Source organism: Halostagnicola sp. A56 (assembly GCF_000691505.1).
GTDB lineage: Archaea > Halobacteriota > Halobacteria > Halobacteriales > Natrialbaceae > Halostagnicola.
The window spans coordinates 237546-262614 of sequence record NZ_JMIP02000025.1; the positions used below are offsets into that span (position 1 = coordinate 237546).

At 45.8% G+C, this 25069-nt stretch carries 22 protein-coding genes, 1 pseudogene and 2 other annotated features; of the genes and pseudogenes, 13 read left to right on the forward strand and 10 right to left on the reverse strand.

Translation table 11 applies throughout. The features are described from left to right. Window positions 1–39: 39 nt before the first annotated feature. Complete coding sequence (locus EL22_RS17605; RefSeq protein WP_156184214.1) at window positions 40–498, forward strand: hypothetical protein; 459 nt, start codon at window positions 40–42, stop codon at window positions 496–498. A 77-nt stretch (window positions 499–575) separates the two neighbouring features. Beyond that, complete coding sequence (locus EL22_RS17610; RefSeq protein ID WP_156184215.1) at window positions 576–863, forward strand: hypothetical protein; 288 nt, start codon at window positions 576–578, stop codon at window positions 861–863. Here the strand turns inward: EL22_RS17610 and EL22_RS17615 are convergent. Next, window positions 829–1500, reverse strand: coding sequence for a hypothetical protein (locus EL22_RS17615; protein WP_156184216.1), 672 nt, complete (start codon window positions 1498–1500; stop codon window positions 829–831). The two genes, EL22_RS17610 and EL22_RS17615, sit on opposite strands and share 35 nt — an antisense overlap. Before the next feature lie 833 nt (window positions 1501–2333). Further along, window positions 2334–2531 carry a hypothetical protein gene (locus EL22_RS17620; RefSeq protein ID WP_156184217.1) on the reverse strand — a complete coding sequence of 66 codons (198 nt, stop codon included), beginning with the start codon at window positions 2529–2531 and terminating at the stop codon, window positions 2334–2336. A gap of 427 nt (window positions 2532–2958) precedes the next feature. Between EL22_RS17620 and EL22_RS15270 the strand changes: the two genes are divergently transcribed. Both EL22_RS15270 and EL22_RS15275 read left to right on the forward strand, forming a co-directional pair. Next, on the forward strand, window positions 2959–3768 hold the full coding sequence (locus EL22_RS15270) for a hypothetical protein (RefSeq protein WP_156184218.1): 810 nt from the start codon (window positions 2959–2961) through the stop codon (window positions 3766–3768). Window positions 3769–3778: 10 nt separating this feature from the next. Beyond that, window positions 3779–4051 (forward strand): hypothetical protein, encoded by a 273-nt coding sequence (locus tag EL22_RS15275; RefSeq protein WP_050052274.1) that lies wholly within the window; start codon window positions 3779–3781, stop codon window positions 4049–4051. Window positions 4052–4560: 509 nt separating this feature from the next. After that, window positions 4561–4672: a sequence feature (23S ribosomal RNA rRNA prediction is too short), on the reverse strand. A gap of 11 nt (window positions 4673–4683) precedes the next feature. Then, window positions 4684–5309, reverse strand: a sequence feature (23S ribosomal RNA rRNA prediction is too short). A gap of 148 nt (window positions 5310–5457) precedes the next feature. Here the strand turns inward: EL22_RS15275 and EL22_RS19200 are convergent. From EL22_RS19200 to EL22_RS15290, 3 genes are all read right to left on the reverse strand, one after another. Next, window positions 5458–5811 carry a metalloregulator ArsR/SmtB family transcription factor gene (locus EL22_RS19200; protein WP_197075954.1) on the reverse strand — a complete coding sequence of 118 codons (354 nt, stop codon included), beginning with the start codon at window positions 5809–5811 and terminating at the stop codon, window positions 5458–5460. A 750-nt stretch (window positions 5812–6561) separates the two neighbouring features. Beyond that, window positions 6562–6999: an SWIM zinc finger family protein gene (locus EL22_RS17625; RefSeq protein ID WP_156184219.1), complete on the reverse strand. Its 438-nt coding sequence runs from the start codon at window positions 6997–6999 to the stop codon at window positions 6562–6564. Between the two features lie 1650 nt (window positions 7000–8649). Further along, window positions 8650–8976, reverse strand: coding sequence for a pilin (locus EL22_RS15290; RefSeq protein WP_050052277.1), 327 nt, complete (start codon window positions 8974–8976; stop codon window positions 8650–8652). Between the two features lie 1457 nt (window positions 8977–10433). Here EL22_RS15290 and EL22_RS15295 point away from each other — a divergent pair. The 6 genes and pseudogenes from EL22_RS15295 to EL22_RS17635 all read left to right on the forward strand — a co-directional run. Further along, window positions 10434–11345, forward strand: a pseudogene (locus EL22_RS15295) (chromosome segregation protein SMC); the annotation flags it as partial. A 154-nt stretch (window positions 11346–11499) separates the two neighbouring features. Then, complete coding sequence (locus tag EL22_RS15300) at window positions 11500–12369, forward strand: IS5 family transposase (RefSeq protein WP_255349676.1); 870 nt, start codon at window positions 11500–11502, stop codon at window positions 12367–12369. Window positions 12370–13260: 891 nt separating this feature from the next. Beyond that, on the forward strand, window positions 13261–14154 hold the full coding sequence (locus tag EL22_RS15305; protein WP_050052278.1) for an IS1595 family transposase: 894 nt from the start codon (window positions 13261–13263) through the stop codon (window positions 14152–14154). Between the two features lie 415 nt (window positions 14155–14569). After that, window positions 14570–14938, forward strand: coding sequence for a hypothetical protein (locus EL22_RS17630; RefSeq protein ID WP_156184220.1), 369 nt, complete (start codon window positions 14570–14572; stop codon window positions 14936–14938). Between the two features lie 805 nt (window positions 14939–15743). Beyond that, window positions 15744–16406, forward strand: a complete 663-nt coding sequence (locus EL22_RS16675; RefSeq protein ID WP_197075955.1) for a PQQ-binding-like beta-propeller repeat protein — start codon at window positions 15744–15746, stop codon at window positions 16404–16406. 275 nt (window positions 16407–16681) lie between these two features. Continuing rightward, the gene (locus EL22_RS17635) at window positions 16682–17173 is read left to right on the forward strand and encodes a hypothetical protein (protein WP_156184221.1); all 492 of its coding nucleotides are present in this window, start codon (window positions 16682–16684) and stop codon (window positions 17171–17173) included. Here the strand turns inward: EL22_RS17635 and EL22_RS15310 are convergent. Next, on the reverse strand, window positions 17069–17887 hold the full coding sequence (locus EL22_RS15310) for an ABC transporter substrate-binding protein (RefSeq protein WP_050052279.1): 819 nt from the start codon (window positions 17885–17887) through the stop codon (window positions 17069–17071). The genes EL22_RS17635 and EL22_RS15310 overlap by 105 nt on opposite strands. A 255-nt stretch (window positions 17888–18142) precedes the next feature. Next, window positions 18143–18991: a tyrosine-type recombinase/integrase gene (locus EL22_RS16680; protein ID WP_082146852.1), complete on the reverse strand. Its 849-nt coding sequence runs from the start codon at window positions 18989–18991 to the stop codon at window positions 18143–18145. Between EL22_RS16680 and EL22_RS15325 the strand changes: the two genes are divergently transcribed. Continuing rightward, window positions 18984–19460: a hypothetical protein gene (locus tag EL22_RS15325; protein WP_156184222.1), complete on the forward strand. Its 477-nt coding sequence runs from the start codon at window positions 18984–18986 to the stop codon at window positions 19458–19460. The genes EL22_RS16680 and EL22_RS15325 overlap by 8 nt on opposite strands. Window positions 19461–19622: 162 nt before the next feature. On the opposite strand, the gene EL22_RS17640 is transcribed toward EL22_RS15325, so the two are convergent. Next, window positions 19623–19937 (reverse strand): hypothetical protein, encoded by a 315-nt coding sequence (locus EL22_RS17640; RefSeq protein WP_156184223.1) that lies wholly within the window; start codon window positions 19935–19937, stop codon window positions 19623–19625. A 250-nt stretch (window positions 19938–20187) separates the two neighbouring features. On the opposite strand from EL22_RS17640, the gene EL22_RS15330 reads away from it, so the two are divergent. After that, a complete protein-coding gene (locus EL22_RS15330; protein ID WP_156184224.1) occupies window positions 20188–21051 on the forward strand; it encodes a hypothetical protein in 864 nt (287 codons plus the stop codon). Window positions 21052–21777: 726 nt separating this feature from the next. Continuing rightward, window positions 21778–22359: a hypothetical protein gene (locus EL22_RS15335; protein ID WP_156184225.1), complete on the forward strand. Its 582-nt coding sequence runs from the start codon at window positions 21778–21780 to the stop codon at window positions 22357–22359. Between the two features lie 1243 nt (window positions 22360–23602). Here the strand turns inward: EL22_RS15335 and EL22_RS17645 are convergent. After that, window positions 23603–23938, reverse strand: a complete 336-nt coding sequence (locus EL22_RS17645; RefSeq protein WP_156184226.1) for a sulfatase-like hydrolase/transferase — start codon at window positions 23936–23938, stop codon at window positions 23603–23605. 507 nt (window positions 23939–24445) lie between these two features. Continuing rightward, the gene (locus EL22_RS17650; RefSeq protein WP_156184227.1) at window positions 24446–24910 is read right to left on the reverse strand and encodes a hypothetical protein; all 465 of its coding nucleotides are present in this window, start codon (window positions 24908–24910) and stop codon (window positions 24446–24448) included. Between the last annotated feature and the right edge of the window lie 159 nt (window positions 24911–25069).

Consider the following 25069-nt stretch of genomic DNA (forward strand, 5'->3'; position numbering starts at 1 on the left):
CGAAACCTATTTAATTACTAAAACCATACAAATTTTTGCATGGTTGATATAATTGACAGACTCGACCTGAGTGATTTGAAATCGAATGATGGACTATCTGAAATCTTGTGGTGGGACAATGGTCTATTCAAACTCTGGGATATAGGACCACGAACAAATCTCTATTATCGCTTTGAGGATTACAATGGTCCAGACCAGTATATTCAAGTCATACCTAGTAACACTACAGAAACTGGAATCTGGAGACTACAGCCTGATGACTTACCATGGAGTTGTGAAGAAAAAGAAGTAGTAACTACTGATTCTGAGAAAAAATACCACGTCTTGTATGCGAATGATTATGGAGATAACAATTCTAAAAAGTTACTGGCAGCAGCTTTACAAATGAGGAATGTTGATATTGAAGAGTATGAGTGGACTCCTCCAACACCACCAACGCCACCAAAGCGGCCTGCTGATGCTCGATTTGACCATCATAACCCGCAGAACCATCGCTGAGTGACGTAGAGATTTTCCTATAATTCTCTTGGAAAATATTCGGCTGTTCAAGTTCTCTTAGAACAACGTATACTCGTATGGCGTACGAACCAGACGAGAACGAAACACCATTAGGTGATTTTACGGATTCGATGTTGGATGTTGACTATGCTTCACGTGGCACTCAATTCATTCACGAATATTGTGAAGATGCCTATACATTAGTCACGAATGGCGTTTCGATTGGTGACATAGAGATAAATGAAGTGGTGTTGGTAATCACAGTTCCAGATGAGAACAAGCCAAGAGAGATATTGGACGGTTGGATTTCTGAACAAGATGATTTAACGGCTATACCTGATGTTGAAGGACATTTAGATTGGTAAATCTTTTGACTGGGGATGTGAGTTGATACCATCTCTTTGTCGTTCCAACTAATCCGCTAAATTTTATAAATACTCCCAAAAATACAATAACAGCAATATTAGCGTATAACGGAACAGAATTATACACATCAACAATCCCAAGCGTTAAATAAGATATGGATGTGATAGCTGCCAATAGAGTTAGAGTGAAAAGAAGCGCATTTGCTGCGTTCTTTTTATAATTATAGCGAATCATATTACCATATGCTACTGCAACTTGTTCTTCAACGAGATCATAGTCATATCTTTGATTCAAAATGCTATCGTCAATAGAACCCTTTGAGATGCCAATGCGTTCTGATGTTGATGTATAAGTTATAGACGCCAACAATATAGACAACAGCAATAAAGCTGATCCAAGTATAGTATAATTGGTCATGACATCGCTATAGGATGTTTGATCAGTGCTCACAGAGATTGATAAACCAGAGATCATAACACTAGAAATTAATAAATTAATTCGGAAAATTTGAATCGCTTTCTCGTCTATATCAGACAGTGTCTTAGTTTGCTCATCGATTGTCTTTCTAGCCTCTTCTCGGGCTAACCGAGCACGTTCTACTCGCTCTTCATACTCGCTTCTGGGCAGATCTACCATTCAGTTATTGCAAGAACATTCATCAATTCTAATAAATTCTACTAATCTATAACCGTGGCTATGGCGCATAATGAATTTCCTACCCTTGCTAATATACATCTACAGCAGGCGGTGGACGATCTCCCAGAGATGTATAGACAACAGACTTTGTAGGTTCATAAATCGCTGACTCCAAATCGTGTGGAGAAAGGCGCTGTGTTGTAGCTGAAGGTAAGTCATCGAAATGGTATGCCCCGAGATACTCTACCTGAGCAAGTGTCGTCGAACTTGTTGAGGCGTTCGTCGCCTCGAGCTCTCGCTCGGCAAGGAGATCGCGAAGCAAACGGTGAAGCATCGACTCAGAATGGTCTGATAGAGCAACTGCGACACTTGAAGCGAATGCTACCGCAACCTTAGCAATTACTTGTGAAAATTGTAGCCATCAGTTTGTACCAGAGGAAGAAGATTTGAGATATTGTCCACAATGTGGAATACCGCATGATTATCTATCACGTTTTGAATGATATTTCACCTACATCAGGGGTATAGATGCTGAGAATCCGGGTTTAGCTCTGCATGTGATTAAACACAGATGTTATTAAAATAATCAATGTTCCCATCATGAGTGTTGGCAGAATCTCAATTTGCTGAAAAAATGAGTCGTAGGAATTAGGAATCATAGCATCCACGTGCGCAGCTATTGGAGACATAATAACTCCGAAACCAACTAGTGCGATTATTGCGGTTGCCACGACAGTCCCTATTTTAGTCATGGTTTATGATTATGACTTCAAGTGCCTCTGACGTTTTCAATCTCTTCTTTGTGTAGATGAATCTTCCTTTTTCTACCGACATCATGCCATCTCGCCTATTTTACCAACCACTATAAGTGGAATTAAAAACATCAAGAATAGCATTGTGTATCCAAATAATATGTCGATGATTATTGAAAATGGTCCAAGAGCAGATTCTATTTGTGCACCAATTGCTCCTATTACGAAAAATAGTGCCACTCCAATGACCTTGCGGAAGAAGATTGTTAAGTTAGTCAAATCAGTCAATATTGCTGAAACCAAATTAGGTGGTTCTGGTTTCGCTCTGCCTGTATATGTATATTGAGAGGAGGTTGTTTTTGTTAGCGGTGACGTTGCTTGTTCCTTTGGCGCTATAACTGCTGTATCAGGGCATTATGATACTCCATGGCAGGTTTTTGTTGGTGACTTAAATGAATCTGAACGTGGAGCACACAATGAGATTTGGTCGACTACATTTAATTGGGCACAATCGACACACACTGCCGAAGATACAGACTCCATATACACCATAAATATCGAAAATACAAATGATGGAACGAATATTAATCCAGAAAATGTAGATGTTGACATCAAAGTCACAGAAGACACAGAACTTGTCACAGATACACTAACTACGTATAATGGCACAGAAATGGAATATGTCGCTGGGTTTGAGAACGTATCTATGGCTAGTGATACTCCTGATGATGCAGATGCGTTTGAGAACACAGGAGATACTGACACAACCGAGCGGACGGACCTTGTGTTCAACATAGACCCTGACACAGAATACGAGAATGAAGATTATGCGATGTTGTATCACTACGATGATGCAGGTGCTGATTTCGGGTCCTCTCCAGATGGTACAAATCTAGAAGATGACTGGACAAATGTTGCTATCGAGGCTGAAGACCCTCACTCAGATGAAACATCTACTGTCCAACTATCGGGTGATGATGATAGAGGTCTGGCAGGGTGGATGGAACAATTCGAATCTGACCGTGCTGTAGCTGTCAATAATATCTCTGAAAGAGTCCCTGAGATTTACGACCAAATCAACGAGGGAGAAGTCCCACCATCTCAATATGAGTCACTTTCGGAGTTCGTCACAGATGGATATGGAACCGCAATGGGCGAAAACTATGCTGCTGACTTATACTTCGAAATGCGGACAGGTGCTAATGTCACTGACCCTGACCAGCAGATGGAAATTGAAACCAGCAACAATGAAACATTGACTGGTGGATTAATACTTTCAGACACAGATAATGTTCCACGTATCCATGCTGATAACCCTACACCCTTAGGCGTCTCTATCAACATCTTCGGTAGATGTCTGCTAATATGGGAGAAAACATATTACGTACAATTCATTATCCAAGCGCATGACTCGGCTCGACTCTCGGAGAGAATTGCTCTTGCGAGGGAGTGCGGCACTCACCACAGGACTGGCTGGATGTCTGTCGTCCGTGGACTCCAATTCATCATCCGCTGACTGCGATCCAATGGATACTACTATCGTCAAAGCGACGCCGATCGACGGGCCCCCAGAAGAACAGAATTCGTCTGATATTATCTCATTCGCTGATTTGCCCACGGAGGAGCAGGAAATCACTCAGACAGCCATCGAAGAAACAGAATATAGAAAGTGTTATTTCGATCTTCCGTCTGCTGAGCAGGATGCCGTAAGTTCGCTTGAAAGTCGTGGTTGCTACCTCAAACGTGGCGAAGAGTACTACGAGTTGAGCGGGGCGGTTCTGGACGACGCGATCTGCTAAGGAGATAGAATTAACAGCACAAAATTGCCATATATATCATATCTATGTCCGAGAACTCCGGTAGCGTCGGACAGGAGATCGTGAATCAGCGCTAAGTACAGAGGAAGGATGTAGCGCGACGGATTGTGATCTCTACATCCCTTGTCAGAAACCACGTGCAAGATACAGAGATGAATTCAGCAAACCAACTTCGTTTGTTCCGAACAATTTGCGCTGAACGGGTCATCAAATGGAGATACAAACTGAACAGATCAGAAAGCACTTGTCATAAGCTATCTGTGAACTAACGAATATAAAATGAAATTAGACTTACGGACAGTTGGTCTCGCTTTTCTCGTTGTCGGGATGGTAATCTTCGCCGGCTGTGGCATGTCTACGGACTACTCCGGATCGGTCAGCGACCCAGCCACTGGTACAGTAATCACGAACGCAACGGTTGAAGTTGATAATCCGATGGATGGCGCACTCTGGACGGTTGAGTATGAGATTGGGGATAGCCGAAACAGTACTGTCCGCTCGACTCCCCGCGCTTGAACACGGTGACCCTGGTGCAAAGCACTGCGGTCATATCGGTTTCCCTCCGCCTTCCCCGATGATCGGGTTAGACTCGTCGAACAGACACACTCTCTGGTTCGTTTTTCAAAACGTACGACAGAACACCGGCTTCCAACACAGCTTACTACAGGTTCGCACCTGATTCATTATGTGTCGGACCTTTCGTGCCCTGTCGTTCTATCGCCAACTGATTTCACGCCCTATTGCACCTCCCTTCTTGGGGTGCTTTTCAGCGTTCGCTCACGCTACTTGTTCGCTATCGGTCTCAAGGAGTATTGAGTCTTTGCGGTCAATGCCCGCAACATTCACGAGGAATATCCAATCCCCGCTACTCTGGTACTGACACACACCGTACTCACCTACAGTACGGGACTATCACCCTGTCTCGTACTCCATTCCAGGAGATTTCTCGTAGATTGTCTGGTGCTGAAAGTCAGCCCGAACACCACATTGCCCGTGAGGGCTTCGGTTTGGACTGTGTCGGGTTCACTCGCCGTTACTAACGACATCGCGAGTTGCTTTCTTTTCCTGTCGATACTAAGATGTTTCAATTCTCGACGTTCCCCATTGCGCGAAGCAATTGCGGTGGGGATTCCCATTCGGAAATCCTACGTTCTTCCCCTCCGTGCGGGTCCCGTAGCTTATCGCAGCTTGGCACGTCCTTCTTCAGACTTCTCTCGAGGAAACACGTCTACGATGTACAGTGGACGAGTGCTCATTGTTTTCGACCCTTTAATCGGAATATCGGAATATTGCGATAAATAGATTTCGACCGCCCAAGGTACAGATCACAGAACATCAAACCACATCAAATAATCTATACAAATCTCTGGTGGTACTCCTGGGATATTCTATAGTTTGTCTCGGACGAAGCGGGCAAATTCCTTGATTGTCTCTTCGTCTCGCTGATAATACGTCCACTGACCGATGCGCTGTGAGGTGATGAGTCCTGCATCTTCCAGTTTCGAAAGATACTGGGACGTCGTCGATTGCGAAACTTCCAACTTTCGTCGGATGGAATCAACACAGACGCCGACTTCCTCGATGTCCTCTTCCTGTTGCGGTGGGAAGTGCCGTGTTGGCTCCGTCAACCACTGTAAGATTCGTAGTCGATTCTCGTTGGAAAGCGTCTTGAAGATCCGTATTGGCTCCACAATAGTAAATCGGTATTTCGCTACATTACGATTTCGACAAGGATCTCCCACATTCGATAGTCGATATAACGGGGATTAGCTGAAAGAAACGAAGTCGTCGTACTGATTACACCCTCTGTACTTAGCGGTCGAGTGCCAAGGATTGTTGGCTATTGAAAATTCAATATAGCCCTTAGAATATGCTCTCTATCCTGTTTGGCTATATTTAGAGTTATAAGAAGAAGTTAGCATCATGGTGGGCTACTTAAAAGCATCTTCTATAGCGATTTGTTTAGTCATCAGATATGTTTCACTCTAATCAAACAGAAGTCGGCTAGTTACATCCATCCTGCATAGCCACGTTCAAAATTTAGCTCAGGAGTTGATTTCGCAACCCGGCGTGCATGAGAAATCCACCTGCCTGACCTCAGTTGTGCACTTGTAATTTCACTCATAGTGCATTTAATATATATGAGATTAAAGAACTAATATCTATCCCAATCAGGAATGTAATATTAACTAACAGGGGAACTCGGATGACATCGTGTAGAAAACTAAAACGGACGTGATAGCGGGATAGCGTGTCTAATACGCTCCCGCATGTGAGTAGAAAATGTTCGAAACAATTTGAACCGTATCAATCTCATCTATTACTTTTCACATCACCTCAAGATGAAATATGTCACCATTCCCTAAAGGGCTTGTCACGATACGAAATCAGGTAGTGTTGAATACAATCTGTTGGTAAGTGAGTCTGGGAGGTCGTTGGAGACCTCTTAGGAAACTCGTGAACTGTTGGTAAGAAAACTCGGGAGACACATTCTAGGAGTCAACTGAAGAAAGAAGATTCAATTCAAACTCATGCCCATTATCCACGAAGTCATTCCAAGTCAAATCCCACACAAAACGTTGTTCAGGTGTATCTTTTCTTGCTGACCACTCAGCATATTCTATATGAATACACGGGTCGCCGTAATCGCCATTCCAATAATCACACGAACACTCTATCGCAATATTAGACCCATAGACTCGCTTCACAGTGAACTTCTTAGGATTGCTTGGCTTTCCGAAATTGAACACTCTATACCTCTTTACTCCCTTATTCCATGTTTTCGTATCTTCACTTTCCACTGCTTCCTTACGCATGTATCCTCTATGGCCTAAACTGGACTCAAAATCAAACTCCACTTCTTCAGATGGGATTTTTCCCATAGCCTCGAGCTTCGCTTGTTCCTTCAGTTTCTCCTTATTGTCATTCATATCTTATGTTATTGATCTGGGTTGGACCTACATAGTGGCACTGCGAATGGGTCCAATTGTTTCGCCAGTAGAGATTCGGTAGAAATTGAAGCCAGAATTATCCAAGAGTAGTGCATCGCGCCATCTGACATAGAGTTGAAAGTCGCCGACGCCTAGCGATTTACCAGATCCAAAGACCCTATAAACCAGGGAGATTTCTTAGGGCACTTGAGAAGTTAGAGGCTGAGAGGTAGAACGCGGCCATTGCGGATTTGAGTCTCTGTTAAAATTCCCTTCACGTCTTGCGATTTCGTATAGCCGGAAGTTTCAGCTGATTTGCTTGTGAACGGCTAAAAGAACCAGTCTCCCGAATATCTGTGACGAAAGGTTTCAACAAGGCCGGATGCTGGAAAGGTGGTTGACTTCGGCGTTGCAATGCTCGACTTCTCGAGGGACGAACCGGCCCAGAGAACGTGAGAATCTCGGATTATCTGTTTCTGACAGACTGCTTTTCAGATATGAGACAAAATATTGAGCGGGTTACTTCCGGAATGTAGCTATTTCATCTTCTTCCCACCGTGATTCTTGCGCCGTACTGTGATTGCTTTCGGTACACCAGTTGTTTCCTAGATGAATCCGGGTTTCCTATTCGATTGGCGTATATTCTGGAATCTTCGTTTCGAACAATCGCTGAAGCGCAGTCCACAGTATCTCCGTCGGGACCGATTTTGCGAATTCCGAACGTAGGTGATCTGCTTCGATGTCCGCCACAGTCCCGTCCGGAACGGAGCCAACAATTTCTCGGTTCGCGGGATTTTCCACTTCAAACCGCTCGCCACTCGTACTCTCGACAAACTTGCCGTCAATGAACAAGTCCTGTTTGTAGATCGTGCTGTCTTCGGTTCGTACCTTATCAGGCATAGCAGGGTATTTCACCTACATGTCTAAATAATTTTGCGTGTCGGGAGTCATTGTTCTGATTAGCTGATTCCCGAGGAACATGGTGATTTATAACCATGCTTGGACGAAGTCAGTGGGACCGACGAGGGTGTCGGAGAGTGCAGCGTTGAGCCAGGATACACCATCAACCAGGAACATGGTGTTTTCGACGCGATGTTTCTCGCTGAGTTGCTTGATAAACTGCTTTGTTAAGACTGGTATTCAGATATTGATTTTCCATCAGACAGGTGTCATTAGTATTGGGATTGGTGGGAGCATACAGCCAGTAGCACTGATCGTCAAATTAAATCTCCTCCTCATCAACTTCAACGTGAGTCGGATCCTCCCAAGATTGACCTATGAGCCAGTTTCTGTGTCAAATCGTGGATGATGAGCGGGTACGTTCGACACAGAACAAAGCGAGGACAGAGACAGTATGGAGGTGGATCCAATTTCCTCGTGGTCCAGTTATCAGTTAGAACCCCCATGAAATCAAATCCGAAACGATCGTTATTTCCGTTGTAGCGGGCGGTTTCTGGCACAAACGTCCAGATTTTAATCGATCTCACCCACTATATGTTATAATACTGATGCTTTAGATATGCACTTATTGCAACGGTCGCAAGTCAGTTAGGCGTATTTTAGATTTATTTCAATCTCGTTCGCCGCCTCCAAGACTAATGAGGAAAGTTCCTCCTCCAACCTTAATGTCAGTTTCAATTGTGGCAGGTCTCAGAAGGGCTGCACACAACTGGAGAAGTCAAATCCCATCTGACTTCCAATGTTGTCGATGAGTTCGGGTGAGATGAGCGCGAGAACGATAATCCCAAACCCGAGCCCCGACATCACCAGCCGCTCTTTGGCGTTGTTCTTTTTCTCAGGGTTGCCACCCGCACGCATGTACGAGAGACCTGCTCGACAGACGTAGAAGCCTGTCGCGGGGAGTCCAAGACCGGCGATTGCACCGAAGACAATGGTGATCCCCGTTTCGACGCCAGTTCCGCAATAAACATCGCCGACATCTGACTGGGCAGTCGCCGAGCCAGTGACGACTAGCATAAAGATTAGCCAGACAGCGATTGAGAGGAACTGTGATGAAACGCGGGTGCACAGTTGTTGAGTACGAGTCAGTACTGACGCTGACTCATCGGGGTGGTTAGCAGGGCGATCAGACGGACTGTCGGAGGAGTTGGTACTCATGCTAGTGATGATTTCTAAGCAAATTGTTGTCGCGTCGCTCGAGGTCTCGGTGGCCAATATCGTGCGGGATCACCCACCTAGGCAGCGTTTCAGGAGCAATACCGAATGCATTGCTGCTGGCCACCCACAGCAAACCCAACACGCCGGTGACCATAATTGAAACAAGTTTGTTAACGGTATTTCGAATCATTATTTCTATTTTAACTTTTCAATAGAAATTACTCGTCATCTGAGACACATAATAGTTTCCATTAGAGATAGCTATTGAACATAAAAATACATTGCAGATACTAACAGACATGACTGCATAACTGGGGAAGGATACAGATTGATGATCAGGCTATGATAAAGACACCTGAAGGTTGGCGAGAAACCAACCCATCTATCTTAGCGGACTGATAGTAGGGCACCTGGAGTCGCAAACGGAACTCTCAAGAAAGCTGGCTGAATTGTAAAAACAATCGATCCGTGCGACCAGTCGTGCAGTACCTGCTACTACTGGAACCAGCTAATCTGAACAATCCCGCGTTTTTACTTCCAAGATCCATCAAACTCTGTTGCGGAGCAACCACTGAGCAAGTCTATGAGAAAGTGGTCAAACTAGTTCTACAACCTTCTCGCATTATAAACCGCACTAATTAACCGGCACTCATCTTGATCTTATCAAAAACTCCTGAGGCTTTAAATATGGTCTTACAATCATATGGGTGTATATTTCTGGGAAAACAAAATGCATAGCAAATTAGTGCTTAAACCGCTGGCGGATATTAGAACTTAGCTGTGGATCAATTGAGTATATCAAACCTCCTTCGGGCATACCAAGGAGACAAAAGAATACATACCGATATCCGGAGTTTTACACATCTTCCCAGAAATGTATCCAGAACTAGGCTAACTTCATGCGAGGTATAATCTATCTAATTATGATACAGTACTATGCATCTGTGGAATAATATGCTGTTTAAGCGCTAATATAATCATGCAACCTGGGAACCATCTAACTCTGAATAATGAAATATATTGATAAATATTGATATATACAAATCGTGTAACTACCCGGTTTAATTCGACTACTTGATCATTGGTTGTTTTACGTTCAACTCATAACTTCATTGTCGTTATCTATCTCTGTTCTCCTGTATACAGATTCACATGCAGTGTTTAATTTTCTGGCTACCTGTTCGCAAGAGACGAATAACAGTTATTTGTTTACGAATTCTAAACCATGATATGGAATCCTCAGACAATGAGAATAGGACGCATGTTAAGACTGTTCGTACCACGTTTAGAATTCTCGAGGCACTGAAATCGCTTTCGAGGATCTCGAGGACGAACTCGAGGCCGCCCAGGCGGAACTCGACGAGGCCAACGTCGATGTCGAAGAACGCCGGGAAGAACAGTCCGAACTCGAGACCAAACTCGACGAACTCCGCGACACCCGCTCGGAACTCGAGCGCACACGGGATCGGATCGAGACCGAACGCGAGAGCATCGACGCCCTCGAGGACGAACGCGAGGAGGTCCAACAAAAACTCGAGTCGCTATCGGCCGGCGACGACGCCGACGTGAGCCGCCTGGAAGCCGAGATCGAAACCCTGCAGGAGGAGAAGGCAGCGCTCTCGAAGGAAATCTCCCAGCTTCAGAGTACCATCCAGTTCAACGAACAACTGCTCGAGGAGCCCGACTCCGTACTCGTCGACGCGAACGAGTCGGTCGACGACGGTGGCGACGACGGGGCGATCACTGATCAGTTGCTCGACGATTCGGAGACGGTCACCTGCTGGACCTGCGGCTCCTCAGTTGCTCGCGAGCAGATCGAGACGACGATCGAACAGCTTCGGGACGCGCGCGAGGATCGCATTCAGGAGCGAACCGAGATCAACAGCGACCTCGAGGAGCGCCGGGAGACCGTCTCGACCATCAACGAGAGCCGAAGCGAGTACAAGCGGACCCAGCGTCGCCTCGACTCGATCGACGACGAAATCGACTCCCGCAGCGAGACGATCGACGATCTGACCGACGAGCGGGAGGCGCTCACCAACGAGATCGACGCCCTCGAGACCGAAATCGACGAGCTCGAGACCGAAGACTACAGCGGCGTGCTCGACCAGCACAAGGAGGTCAACCAGCTCGAGTTCAAACTCGAGCGCAAAGAGCGCGAGCGCGACGAGATCGACGACGAGATCAGCTCGATCGAAGAGCGCCTCGAGAACCGCGAGGACCTCAAAGGCGGGTGGTAATCCAACCTGCAACAAGCGAGAGTTCCACAGCGTTTGATCGGGCTGCTCGAGTAACTCTCATTTTGGCTCTGGTGAATCGCTGGACAGCGTCGTCTTCGACCGTCAGAACTAGGAGTGTGAAGCGGGAAATCGCCGATGCTCTATGTCGAAGATCTCCCGCTTCACGAGCAAAGTCGTTCAGTTAGCTAAAAACGCTGTTGGTGGTCGAGGCGAAGTCGCCGCCCCCGAAGGGGGTGGCGGCTTCGCCGAGTATGCGGTTGTGTCGCTGCACTGTCTGCGGGTTTACTTGGAGAAGTCGTACCGAGAAGCATTGGATCTGCTGAGCGAGATGCCACATATTCTTGGGGAGATCGGCCTCGAACCGGCCGATCTCCCTGATCACTCGACGCTAGTCAAGTGGTTTGACAGAATCAAGACAGCACTCTGGCGAGTGCTGCTGCGCCTGTCGGCGCAGCTGCACGACCCGTGCGGCCACGCCGCCATCGACGCGACGTTTTTCGACCGCGAAAACGCTAGCAAGCACTACTGCCGTCGGACGAATTACCGCGTCCAGACGCTCAAAGCAACAGCGCTCGTCGACACAGAAAGCCACGCGATTCTGGACGTTCACTGTACGACCGAGAAACGTCACGACACACAGCTCGGCTGGCAGGTCGCCCGCCGCAACGCGGGCGACCTCGCCAGCCTCGCTGCCGACAAAGGCTACGATTGGATGGATTTGCGCGAAAACCTCCGCGAAAACGGCGTGAGACCGTTGATTAAACATCGGGAGTTCCGGCCCATCGATCACGCGCACAACGCGCGGATCGATGGGCCTCGCTACCGGCAACGAGCGATGTGTGAGACCGTCTTCTCCATCTTCGACTACTGGATGATATTGGATGATGTCATTGACAATACTATTGGAGACATAATCAACATCCGTATTCAATTGATTGATTATGTAATAATCTTTGGCGAAATCGCCGTAGGAGGGTGTAGGTTTCCAGCCAGTTCCAGATGTAATATTTGACGGGGCAAGGTTAAAAGCTACTTCACCACTATAATCATAATTTGCAAAAGGAGCGATTGATTTGACTATTTCTCGCCACCTATCCTTTAAACTTCTATAGCTTTGTTTATATTCAACGTCAATAGATATATAAAATTCATCGTTCCGTAGATCGTTCTTTATTTCATCAAAATATTTTTCGGTGTTAGTTTTATTGGATATGAAGTTTACAAACTCCAAGTTTTGCATATTTTTTGGACATAGAAAAGGGTGCAAGAACCAGATTTCATCATATAATAACATTAGAGCAAGTGGTGATTCTATAATTGGATTTGGAATGGGGTAAAATTCATCCTCTGGATATCCATATTCAGTGTCATTTAAAACACATTTGTAATCATATGCGATTGGGCTGCTTAACCCTACATACGCTATACTTCGATCACTCGGCATATTCTAATTACTCTCTAGGGCAATATAACGACTTTGCTGAAACACACTATATTTTATATTTTCATCCGACAATTCCGATTCTTCGGCTAGGATGAGCGAAGATACCAACGTCAGACACACCTGTACACGTCGGTTTCAAGGAATAGCTTCGATTCTGTGTCGATTGCGGCGTACAACTACTTTTCTCGCCATCTACCTTAACCTGTTTCCTCTGAGCAGATTGGCGAGCCCCATAACACTTTTTTCCATCATCTACTTATTTATACGACTCGCATATAGTTAGTGTTACTAAAGACCATGAATATTATCTTCATTAATACATAATTATCCAACACCATCGCGAATATAGTTATGATCAATAAATGGATACGCTCTTCTGTAGGAGATTGCTGATACCGCTCGGCTGTGGCTGTCAAATCAAAGAGGACAAGGACACCGCGTCAGCGGTGTCCGATACGTATGATTCCGCTAGATGTGTTTGGGTCGGAATCGGTCGCAGCGGACCTGTTGGAGCAGGTTCGCTGGCGTAACGGTGTTACTTGCCCTCGCTGCCGTTCTGACCTAACGGTCAAGAACGGCAGCTATGGCCACTTTCAGCGCTATCTCTGTAAGAATTGCGACCGCACGTTCAACGACAAGACCGGCACGATCTTCGCCCATTCGAAAGTCGCGCTCAGGAAGTGGCTGTTCTCGATTTACGCGTTTCTCCGGTTTAACACGAGTCTTCGCCAACTTCAGCTAGAAATCGACGTTCAGTACAAAACGATCTACCAGCGCGTCGAGCGCTTCACGAAGGCGCTCGACGCACCTTCGCTTGACCCCGGTGGTCCCGTCGAAATCGACGAAGTCTACGTTTCTGCAGGGCTGAAAGGCCGCGAGCGCGACCGACCGTCGCGCTCGCGTGGCCTGTCCACGCGTGGACGAGGATCGTACGAGCAGGACAAACCGCCAGTGTTCACGATCGTCGATCGCGGCACCGGCAATCGGTACGTGATCCCCGCGAAATCCGCCGACGAATCGACGGTTCGGGTCCTTCTCGCAAACCGCGAGAAGGAGCCACTGATAATCTACACGGACGGATTTCGTGCCTACGATCCACTCAACGAGGACGACGAATTCGCGGTCGAATGCGTCGTCCACGGCGACGGCGAATACGCGGATGAAGACGTCCACGTCAATACCTGCGAGAGCCACGGATCGCTGCTGCGACCGTGGCTCTCGCCTCATCGAGGCATCTCAAAAGATAAGCTCACACAGTATCTCCGAGCGTTCCAACTTCGACGAAAGCTACTGCGGAAACCGGGAAGAGAAGCGCTCAAACACGCTATCAAAGCTACTGCTGGTACGTCCTGACAACTAAACGGTTGACATCCTCCTCGCGCTAAATCGCGAGGATTCCCGAGCGTTGGGATATAAACCGTATCCAGCGCGTTTTGTCAGTGCCGAAACGAGAAATCAGTTAGAACCACGATTCGTATCAGCAAAGGCCGATGACGGATGGAAAAATCTATCCTTGATTCGGCCACTAAGTCGGCCTGTTCTGCTTGGTCAACATCTCCAAGAAGCGGTAAAGTGCAGTGAAATCGAACGCTCTAATCTTTACCGTATTTGCACCACGAACTAGGTTCTCTCTCGTCACTACCGATCGAAACGGAAAGAGATCAGAAGGGAGTCCGAAATCAAACGTGTTGGATTCTACTATTCCAAACACTCTATTTACTCTAACGGGGAAAGACTTTTATTATATCATATTGATGTATGCTACGCAATGTCCGATACAAAGAAACTCAGTAAAAGAAGAATGTTAAAAATGACTGGAGTTTCCATCGGTGCGCTGATCGGTGGAAGTGGTGTAGCTGCCGCCGATACATCTACTTCACAAGACAGGCAGCTCTGGGTGGAAAACGGGCAGTTCGAGACTGATCTCGATAGCGATTCCCTCGATAAAAACAAGTATAATGCACTGGTTGCTACTGTTGAAGAATTCAATCAAGCAATCGAAAACGGTCATGTCAGCCTCGAGGGGAACGCGTCTGAAGGGATAAGTACAGCATCTAACGATCAGACCGAATCAAAAGTCGTTGACATTCAAGCGAGTCCGTCCAAGATCGCTGGAGGTGATGAATATTTAACATAGTATCTGCTACATCAAATATTGGAGAAATGCTATCAGAGTATTTTACCGCGCACCTCATCTCTACAGACGGAGAATTCGCTAATGAAGTTGGAGGTTGTTTTGATGAAATTTACGGCCTCTCGAATGAGTGTTCTATCCAAGGAGAAATAACTGCTCTTCATTCATATCTTCAGTCGACTTCTACAGATGTGGTTTTCCAAATCACAAATCCGTCGATTCATGGCCCTGTCGTTGGAACTCTGGCATCTATTTACGGAATACCATTCGTATATCGGTACAGTGGGGATCGGTTTTACGAACATCAACTTTCGAAAGGGACAGATAAAATTCTACACTTTGGGTTGAACAACGTACTCGGACGTGTTCCGCTTCATTTGGCAGATAATCATATTGCGCTGGGGCCAACTGGCGTTTGCCGTCTCGAGGACCGAGGCGTTAGCCGGGAAGATATTTCAATCATTCCTCCAACAGTTGATCAGAACCGGTTCTCACCGGAAGGGCAATCCAAGATTTTGAGCGAAAGTCGTTCTGTTGGACTCGTTGTCGGTAGACTTACCCGGAGAAAAGGAAAAGAAACAGTAGAACGAAATATCCCCAAAATACTAGAGAGGCGCCCCGATCTTCAGTTTGCTTTCGTGGGAAAGCAACATAAATCACTCCATCTTCCATCAAAATTCGAGGGCCGCGTTACGATTATCGGATCGATGGCAAATATTATGGAATCGATATTAACGGAGAAGAAATTATATGGGAATATACTACTGGGGAATCTGCTGTACCAGCAGTCTCAAACAATGCGATCTATGTGTCAGGGGATGGGATTGAAGCGTTCGATCCCAAGGAACAAAAGCAACTGTGGGCAAGTGAACACGAACCATTATACAACCTTTTAACCCAGAACGGAAGGGTGTATGGACACACATCAAATAATATATACGCAGTTGACGAAAAATCAGGCGAAGAACTACTTCATGTGGAGGCATCTGGGGATATCGAATTCTTATCAATAGGAGAAGATGGGATATATGCCAATATCAACAAAGGAGACGATGATTTCCAGTTAGAAGCATATGAGAAAGAATCCGGAAACCAATTGTGGAATTATTATGCAGAAGATCTCTGGAATCCCCAGTTCACAATTTCGAATGATACAATATACACAGTTGATGGTCGTGAATTTATATCACTTGATTCTATAAGCGGAGAGAAGAGAACTATTAAACAGTTTGACCCAGAAACAGGAGCGAGTCCACGAAGCCCCACAATTAACAAAGATACCGCTTTCGTGCCAACTTCAGAATATCTGAATTTTCCTGCCATAGATCTTCAATCACAACAAGAAATTCAAGAATGGGACTATGAAGGTGCAATTACAGCATGGAAACCGGTAGTTGCAGGGGATCTATTGTATGTCTCGGATGAGACCAAGCTCTATCCAACTACAGATTCAATTGATTATCCCATGTGAGTCAGACTCATGCCTTTTCTGAAAGTGTTGATTTCAGGCATTTGAGTCAATATGAACATGTGTTGAGTAGGTCTTAGGGCCGTTCGGAGAAAATCGATTGAGAAAAAATAATAACCAATTCATCTATTCTCGGATGGGACTGGATATACGCTAATATTAGCTGTTCTGCTCGAGATTAGGTCTTTCAGACCTAAAAATAGAAGTTGTATATGGGTGGTTCCACCCGTATTAACCCAAATGTTTTATACCTATGATATAATATTAGATATGTAGTTATGATTGAAACAACTAAACAACAAATCCAGATGGATGCACTGGTAATGTATACGACTGAATCGGAAGATAAGACGCCAAAACCTCCAAAATGGGTATATGAAGTATCTAAGAAAGTGGCAAATGAGCATAACAAGAAGGTCACAAAGGGTGTGGTGATTTCTCAGGTTCTAATGCTTCATGAAAACTATTCACATAAACTCAATTCGACAGAAGAATTACTCGATAGCCAGTTGGACGAGTTAGTTCGGGATGGATTTGCATATGAACTTAATAATATCCAAGTCCGCCAGCGTTCTGAAGAACAGCTTAAACGCATCGCTTCCGAATCAATTGCTGAGGAAGCTAATGCTGCTGTCCCTGCGGCAGCAGTAGATAGAGGGACTAATTTAGATGTCCCCGTTCACAATGTCCGTGATTCTTTGCCGGTCAAACAATTGCTCGTCACTGCTGAATTCCTCAGGGTAAATCTGTTGTGCGGCCCGTTCGGTTAATTTGAGATTGATGATGGGTCCCTGGTAGAACCCGCCGGCTCGGTACACGTTTCCGTTCTGGACGGCTGTGAGTTGGCTTGCGACATCGTGATTCCGGAAATACGTGAGGAACGTTTCTCGGAACTCCGTTTGAGTCATTGGTTCGTAGCCATAGATCATGATATAGTCCGGGTCTGCCCGGAAAAGTCCTTCATAATCCATCGACGCACGAGAGGCGGTGAAACTCTCGATACCGGTGTTGGCTAATCCATCCTTGACACCAAGGTCCCGCCACTGTTTCCAACCAGTCCCTTGCTCAATTCGGAACGGGTAGAATTTATCGGGTTCTTCCGAAGCAACCATCAGTGTCGCCACGGATGGGCGTTCGCTCTGAGAAGGGACGCGATTCGTGATTTTTTCGAGTACTTCCGCATGGAGATCTACGAAAGCCTGATATCGAGATTGTTCCTGAAACACCTCTGCTATTTTTTCGAACGCTTCATACATCGTATAGTACGGATATCCATCGTGCCAAGAATACTGGCGACTGAAAATAGTGTTCCCAATAAATGGTGAGACCCTGGATTCGATCTCCTCGATATCCGATTTAGATAAGTTCTTGATTCTGTTGGTGAGGAAATTGGGATCGAACACGTGAAGGTCCACATCCAGAGAATAAAGCAGTTCCTTGTCGATTCCCTCGTTATTCAACTCGATCAGATTCTCGGTGTCCACGATGCTCTCGAGAAATTGGCGCTGCAGGAGGCTCCGTATAGAGCCACTCAGACGATTGATTTCCTGAAGTGGGAGCGGGAAACAGTTACGTCTCTATGTCCAACAATCCGCTCCGTTCTATTAGAATCCGCTATTCATAATAAATCTATTGGAACATAAGAGAATGAAATGTGGGAACAATTAGGAAGCTATGACCATCGATGAAAAATCACGGGGGAACAGAAGTCATTTGTCTCAGTAATCTATGAAGAAACACTAATCTCGAATCTCATCAATACCCTTGGCGACATCTTTAGCCTGAATATCGGAGTACGACTCATGGGTCGTCTCAATAGATTTGTGCCGAAGTGCTGACTGGGCAAGTTCGGAATGACCCTTCTCGTACAGTTCAGCTCCAAGCGCCCGCCTCGCGCCATGCGGTTTCAGATAGTCGCCGTTCTCGAGGAGGATGCCAGCCTCCGTCGTAAGCCGTTTCATCACTGATCGACCACCGGCCTTCGTGAGTGCTGGCGGCGGAATCTCAACACTTCGAAGCGCATCGTCAATGTCTGTATTCTCATCCGGATTTTCCCCAGTCATCTCACGATACGCCGCATACTTCGAGGGAGCATGCCCAGTCGGAAAGATCGGCCACGCACCAGTCGGCGGCTCAGCAACGCGATGGTATCGTTCGAGCGCCTCTCGAGCGGCCGACGGAAGCCCAACGCGCTCGTACTGACGGGATTTCCCAAACACCTCGAGTGAGTGATTCTCGAGATCGACATCGCCCCAGGTCACACCGTCACGAGCGCCATCACGCGGATCCCGGAACAGTTCAGCGCCACGAACGCCGGCGTCAGCGAGCAGGACCACGATTGCCCGGTCACGGTAGGCGATCTCGCGAGAAACATCGATCGTATCCTCGAGCGCCATATCCACGCGTTCGGTGACGTAGTTGATGATCTGCTGGCGGTCTTCTGGATCCCAAAACTGACGATTGCGATCGCCTTTGTCCTCGGGGAGGAACTCTTCTGCGCGCTGTGTGTTCGCCGGATTCGTGTCTAACAGTTCGTCGCGGACGCAAAAGGAGAGAAACGCGCGCACGTAGTTGAAGTATGTGTTCATCGCAGGTTGCGCTGCTAACAGTGACGATACTGGAAATGGAAATAATGAATCTAAAGACGACACGGATGAAGGAAATGGAGGAGTTGAAATTGAGTACACAATCTCTGAGCCTCAGACGCACGACAAAATACCAGAAGAAGTGATAGAACATCCGAATCCCGATGGTTTTCTATGGATAATTGTGAATTTTGAGCTTTTGAAAGGGGATTTAAACACAAGTGATATAATGGGATTAACACAGGTGGAGACATCTGAACAAGCTGAATTCACACGGGGGATGTTGATTACATCGCCTGATGAAGAGTTAATCCTAGGCGATAGTGATGACATGACGATAGATGGAAGGACACAGGCAGAGGCATATTATCGTGTGTCCGATGACGCTAGTAGTGGAGTGTGGGTCATCGAATTCGGCGAACTCGAGGGGAAACTCATAGTCAAACGAAGGATTGTTTGTTATTCTATATAGCTCTTTTGTTGTCGGGCAGATTTGACTCGCCGAAGCGGCTTCAATTACGGGTTTCGCTGAAACTATTCGAGAGCTTTTATGTATGAACTCTCATTTGACAGCGTTTAAGCAGGACTGAGTCTCTTGGTCTCGGCTGATGCTGATATTTGTCTTCAACAGATATCACTTCTCGTATCGCATTCCGTCTGTAGTCGTGTAGGATATGGTGAGTTTTGTCGGTCCCGAATTGTCTGCTCCTTGCGGATTTCGAGGAATAACAACATTTCCTGACTCTTCTTTATTTATAGTATACTCTACCGCTCTTGCCTCATCTGGGAATGTTTGGGAACGGAACCCCTTTCCCGCCTTAATTGTGGTTTGGCCATCATGCAGGATAGAATTCTCTTCTCCACGTACAATATATTCAATCATCATTGAATGTTTGGTTAAATTATTGATAATGAGGACTGCGCCATTTTGCTCTTCGGTCCCAGTCACCCACTCGAGACAACCTTGTAGCGGGAGGCTGAAACTGACGACCGTTGTTTGAAGCAGTCTTCTTCGGGTAAATAAATACAAACTTGCATCGTTACACATCTAGCTAGTAATCTTCTATTCTAGCTACTACCTATAAAATATTGAATCTCTAACAGAGATATTTCATTTGATCTCCAGTTCTTAGACGAAAACGCTTCAGGACTTGCCGCCAGGATACTCGTGGTACTGCATCCCCTGGTGTTTCATCTCGTTGTGTCGTAAGACAGGGCTTCAGTTAGCACACGAAGCGGTAGCTGCGCAAATTGAGAATCCATCTATTTACGACAACTTCGCAGCTCAGATAGTCGAAGTCGACGAGCAATTTGGAATCGAATCCCTCGATTTAGACATTGGCGATAGTGATGTTAGCGAACTCGCATTAGAGTACGCCGAGAAAGCCGTTCGGCAGGATTCTACCGAAGCCGAATACTATGCGACACTGGGGCGGGTGTATTCTCTTCGTGGAGAGTTGGACGAAGCTGAGCGAAATGTTCAACGAGCTATCGAACTCCGACTGGATGAAGAAACACAAGGACAACCCAATACGGCCTCCTTTAGAAGTATCCTGAGAACAATCAAGTCGAAAAGGCAGATACAGAAGATAGAATCTCAATTCGAGGAGGCCCAAGAACAGCTCGATGAAATCTCAGAGAAGCACAACACACTTGAAGAGCAATACGAATCTCTGGATGGGAAATATAATAGTATAGAATCTAAACTTGAGGACGCAGTAGAAAAATATCGCACTCAGACGTTACAGTTTATTGGCTTCTTTACAGCCCTTCTCGCGGTCGTAGTGACTTCTGTTCAAGTCACAGAAATCACGAACTCAGTTTCCGAAGCGAGGTCGCTCATTATCACACTTATCGGAGGAATACTCGTTTCATTTGGCGGTTTCAGTCTTATGCTGCCTGATAAGGAAAGTGGTTTTGGGTATATGATTATTCGAATTGCGAATGATGAATCTATCATGGAAGAATATTCTAATACTATGACCCGAAATATACTCGCCATACTCGGATATTTGGTAACTGTGGGGATTGCCCTCAACTATCTATACCAGAATTTTATATAATTCTGTTTTTGCGGAACTAATAATTGGATATCCTAACCCCTCTTACGTATGAGAGCGCTGATACTGCTGAATGTTCGCGACGAAGTCGAATAAGAGGCTCTGGTAAATCGAGAGACGACAACGACTTCCTGCACTATATCCAGTGGCTTGATCCGCTACGATTGGACCACTCTAGCTACAAATTTCAGCAAATCCATGCTGGCGAATCGATTGGATTTATTCAGAGGAGTGCTAAGACAGTCAAACCTAACGGTTTCTGACGATTCACCAGAGCCGAATAGAACAAGGGTACTGCATCAGCGGTACTGGACATAGATGATCGGTTTCCCGACTGATGTGATATCTGGAACTAAAGTGTTGATCTCATGAGGAAGATGTATGTTTGAGTGATGTCTCTAATATCCCTAAGCCAGACGCTATTCTTTCGGACTCGGACGTGAGATATTTATTGGAAGACGATATTTGTCAGTTCCCCTTGGTAGAGATCGAGAGCTCACCCTTCGATCCGGCGAGATCTAGCTGTTGTCATTCTTGCAGCAGTCAATCAGACGTCCCTACTCTGGAGATATTGAGGACATAGCCAAAATCGGTGCTCGAAACGCTGCAATCTTTCCGTTACGGAAATGTCTGGGGGCGTATCGCTGGCATTTTATTGCGATGTCGAACGCTCTCATAGCTGATAGGCGGTATTTCCAAAGTCATCAAGTTGAGAAGCCACTGGAGAATATGGCAGATATCTACTTGGCTGCAATGAATGACGATCGGGTAGACACCTCTCTTATAGAAGCCGTCCTATTTAGGAGAAATTCGTTCCCGGCCTTATTCCGATATTATGGTCTGTACTCTCTGAATCCAAACATGGCAGCAGCGTATGGGTCACTGACGTCCTCACCTCCTAATGAACTTGAGTTAGAGCCCCGGGAATCTGTGAAGTTCTCGAATGCACGAGTTGAAGATACCTTTATCGAATATTGTGAGAAGTTGATATCCTTCGTACAGAAGATCGCTAGGAAGTGTCCGGGTACACACTACCATGATGTCTACTCTGCGTATCCAGAACTGTTCTTTATTTTCGTTAATGATATTGAGACAGAGTATCTTGAGAAAGATGATTTGATAGAGCAGTTGACTTCTGATTTCTTTGCGATACTATTTCAGGAAGTAAGAGATACAGATAATCATCGACCAGATTCCAGAGTTCGGGAGTTCTTTATCGACTACGAGACTGGTCTAGCGAAGATTATGTTCTCGAGACCGATACGGACGAGGGATCGCTCGAGAACTAGCTCAGTTGGAAACTACCAGTAGTTGGGTGTCGGCTTTCTTTATTTAGAGTTGAGAGTGAAACTCACGCTAAGTACAGGTCAAGTAGTTACTGGAGCAGCGCTGAATTAGCTGGTTCGTCTCTCGTAGCTTCTTCGGAGTTTTGGATACATTAAAAACCAGATGACTATCAGTAACACACAGTTGGATAGCCAGATAGGGTCAGTGAATAAACCACGAAGAAACACGGAGGGAGTACGTTCGAACAAAACTGCTCCAAGAGTTCCGACAGCTATGAGGCCTGTTACATATGTAATTATAAAAATGAGTGAGTCGCGTCTAAATGATGGCCCCATATCGTCTAATTGACGTTGGCCGGAATAAATCCAGTCGGTACATTCGCATCCGTAGCTATTGGATCACCCGATTCAGTTTCAGAGTTAGTCTGAATAAAGAAAACGTACTACTATCTACTGTTAGTGAAGGCGAGAGTTGAGAACCTGTGGTAAGAACACACCAACAAAAATTATGACGGAAAAAGAAATCACAAAGGTGGGATCTTCCCCAACGTTAGCAGACTCAAGTAGGACTTGAGCGAGGTAGGCGGTTGGAAGGGCAATAACGACGAAAAACCGACTCACCGGAAAGGGGATCTCACAGGCCGTTGAATCGGGATTCTTGGCCGCAGAGCTGGCTAACAGAAGCCAATTACACAATTATCCTGATAGATTATATCAGAGGATGAAAACGGAGTACATTTTCGCCACAGTTGTGAGATACTTTCTTGAAACTCGTAATCCCAAGGTTCTGGGAGCAGCAATTCGTGCCGCTGCCGGGATCGATATTGAAGACGTTGACCGGTCTCCGAGTGCAGTTCTACTGCGTCTCCTCCGCCACCCTGTTTTATTTGCCCGTATTTTCTCGAGACGACGAGTTTTAAACCGTGTCTATGGAGGAATGACTAACCAGTGGGAGTTAATTGATTGATATCCACTCGAGTTAAATTCTCAGAATCTGTTAGCTACTGAGAGGATCGGTAAGTACAAAGGATTAGATCAGTAGATGAATTCAGTCCCTCAAACAGAATTTTCCGAAATCCAGAAATCGGTGGGCTCAGCTTCATCGGTGCTCCTGCTTACATGCCCCAGCACACAATCAGTGCGTTGAGGGTGACCGAATTCCTTCTTGAGGATCATCCAACTCACCTCTGACACCCGCGTTCCTGCAATGAGCCCCGACTCTTAGAGATCACGAACCACCACCAATCTTTTTACCACTTCTGATAAACTCAGTCGTGAGGTGAAGTATGCCATGTCAACACAATCCATTCGAACGAGATTTCTCGGAACTGAGACGTCGTTTGATCCGCAATTGTACCTCTGGTGTAGCGATATCCGTTTGCTGCGAATATATCAGGATAAAATCCGCTCAATAACGAAGGAATTGCTTCTCTTGTGTGTGAACTCGGTGAAATTGCTGATTTATATGTTATTGATTTCTCAGAGAACTCATCTAGGAATGGGCTTGTATCTCGGAAGTGACTGTGATAACCAAGATGATCAGCACGCAGTGCATCTACAGTCAGAAAGAATACATTTGGCGAGTCAGTTTCCTTTAATGCCATTCTTGCTCTGTGATTTTGGTCCACAATTGTTAATCGCTGCGGTTTAAATTTGCTTTTCTGATCCTCAACTATATTGTGAAATTTTGGCACTATTTTCTGCCTGGGAAATCAACAACCCTCTAATGCAAGGGGGAGTTTGAATTGGTTTATAGATCGAAAATTCATTAAGTTGTGATACAATATCTGAATTATGGATATAGCTTACATTTCACCTTACGTCTATCCGTTCATGAAAGGTGGATCCGAAAAACGAATCCACGAAATAGGTACGCGCCTCGTAGATCTCGGTCAGCGGCAATAGTGAGTAGAGTAACAGAATGACCGGACTGGTTGCCAATTTCGACAGTAGTTGTCGCAAAGGTCGTAGAAGATACAGCAAAGCAGTAGCTATAGTCTAGGAAGAATACGGGGACAAATGGGAGACTAATCGGAACGGATTGATAAATTCCATATGGGTTCGAGGTCGTGAACAGTATCGTATTCTATGATTAACGGAACGGCCGATCATCAAGTGTCGAAAATTGACTCAATGGATTCAGCAAAATCCGGTACTGAAACACTCTGACCCCTCTCGAACGAGATGGAAACTCGAGACTCCTCCGTGACTCGAACTCTGAGAACCGAGAATTCAGAAAAATGTAGAACAGCTGACCAGCAGTCGTCGCTTTGTATGCCGATCTCGTCTATAGAATGGTCGAAAATAAGAGTGCGTAACGCTTCCTCAAACTCCTCCTCAGAATAGTTCGCCCAAACCTCTGAATCAATATAAAAAATAGTAACTTTATCACTGTCGTACATTCCTACGCACCGCAACTCTTCTCCGAACTTGTCCCTGGCTAACTTAACAACCGAACACGTAGCCGGAGTTGACGGATCCTCAATAATCCATTCGACACTTCGAATCTGGTGTTTTATCTCCGGCCATGCCTTTTTCCCCCTCTCCGTGAGACCATAGTATCGGGATGTATCCAATCGTCTTCGTTACCTCCGGCTCCTGTTGTTTCATCATATAGCTCTAAATTACTATTTGTGATAAATATCTTTGGTGTGGTTCGATAATACAATGCGTCAAGCTGTTTTGACGTACTTTTCTCGATGAGTCGATGAGAACAATCGAGATCTCGATCAGCA

Excerpts from the sequence above, each read along its gene's own strand:
- EL22_RS17605 (WP_156184214.1), top strand. The coding sequence starts at position 40 with ATGGTTGATATAATTGACAGACTCGACCTGAGTGATTTGAAATCGAAT.
- EL22_RS17610 (WP_156184215.1), top strand. The coding sequence starts at position 576 with ATGGCGTACGAACCAGACGAGAACGAAACACCATTAGGTGATTTTACG.
- EL22_RS17615 (WP_156184216.1), bottom strand. The coding sequence starts at position 1,500 with ATGGTAGATCTGCCCAGAAGCGAGTATGAAGAGCGAGTAGAACGTGCT.
- EL22_RS15270 (WP_156184218.1), top strand. The coding sequence starts at position 2,959 with ATGGCTAGTGATACTCCTGATGATGCAGATGCGTTTGAGAACACAGGA.
- EL22_RS15275 (WP_050052274.1), top strand. The coding sequence starts at position 3,779 with ATGGATACTACTATCGTCAAAGCGACGCCGATCGACGGGCCCCCAGAA.
- EL22_RS17625 (WP_156184219.1), bottom strand. The coding sequence starts at position 6,999 with ATGAATGACAATAAGGAGAAACTGAAGGAACAAGCGAAGCTCGAGGCT.
- EL22_RS15290 (WP_050052277.1), bottom strand. The coding sequence starts at position 8,976 with ATGCTAGTCGTCACTGGCTCGGCGACTGCCCAGTCAGATGTCGGCGAT.
- EL22_RS15300 (WP_255349676.1), top strand. The coding sequence starts at position 11,500 with ATGTCGAAGATCTCCCGCTTCACGAGCAAAGTCGTTCAGTTAGCTAAA.
- EL22_RS15305 (WP_050052278.1), top strand. The coding sequence starts at position 13,261 with ATGATTCCGCTAGATGTGTTTGGGTCGGAATCGGTCGCAGCGGACCTG.
- EL22_RS17630 (WP_156184220.1), top strand. The coding sequence starts at position 14,570 with ATGTCCGATACAAAGAAACTCAGTAAAAGAAGAATGTTAAAAATGACT.
- EL22_RS17635 (WP_156184221.1), top strand. The coding sequence starts at position 16,682 with ATGATTGAAACAACTAAACAACAAATCCAGATGGATGCACTGGTAATG.
- EL22_RS16680 (WP_082146852.1), bottom strand. The coding sequence starts at position 18,991 with ATGAACACATACTTCAACTACGTGCGCGCGTTTCTCTCCTTTTGCGTC.
- EL22_RS15335 (WP_156184225.1), top strand. The coding sequence starts at position 21,778 with ATGGCAGATATCTACTTGGCTGCAATGAATGACGATCGGGTAGACACC.
- EL22_RS17645 (WP_156184226.1), bottom strand. The coding sequence starts at position 23,938 with ATGGCATTAAAGGAAACTGACTCGCCAAATGTATTCTTTCTGACTGTA.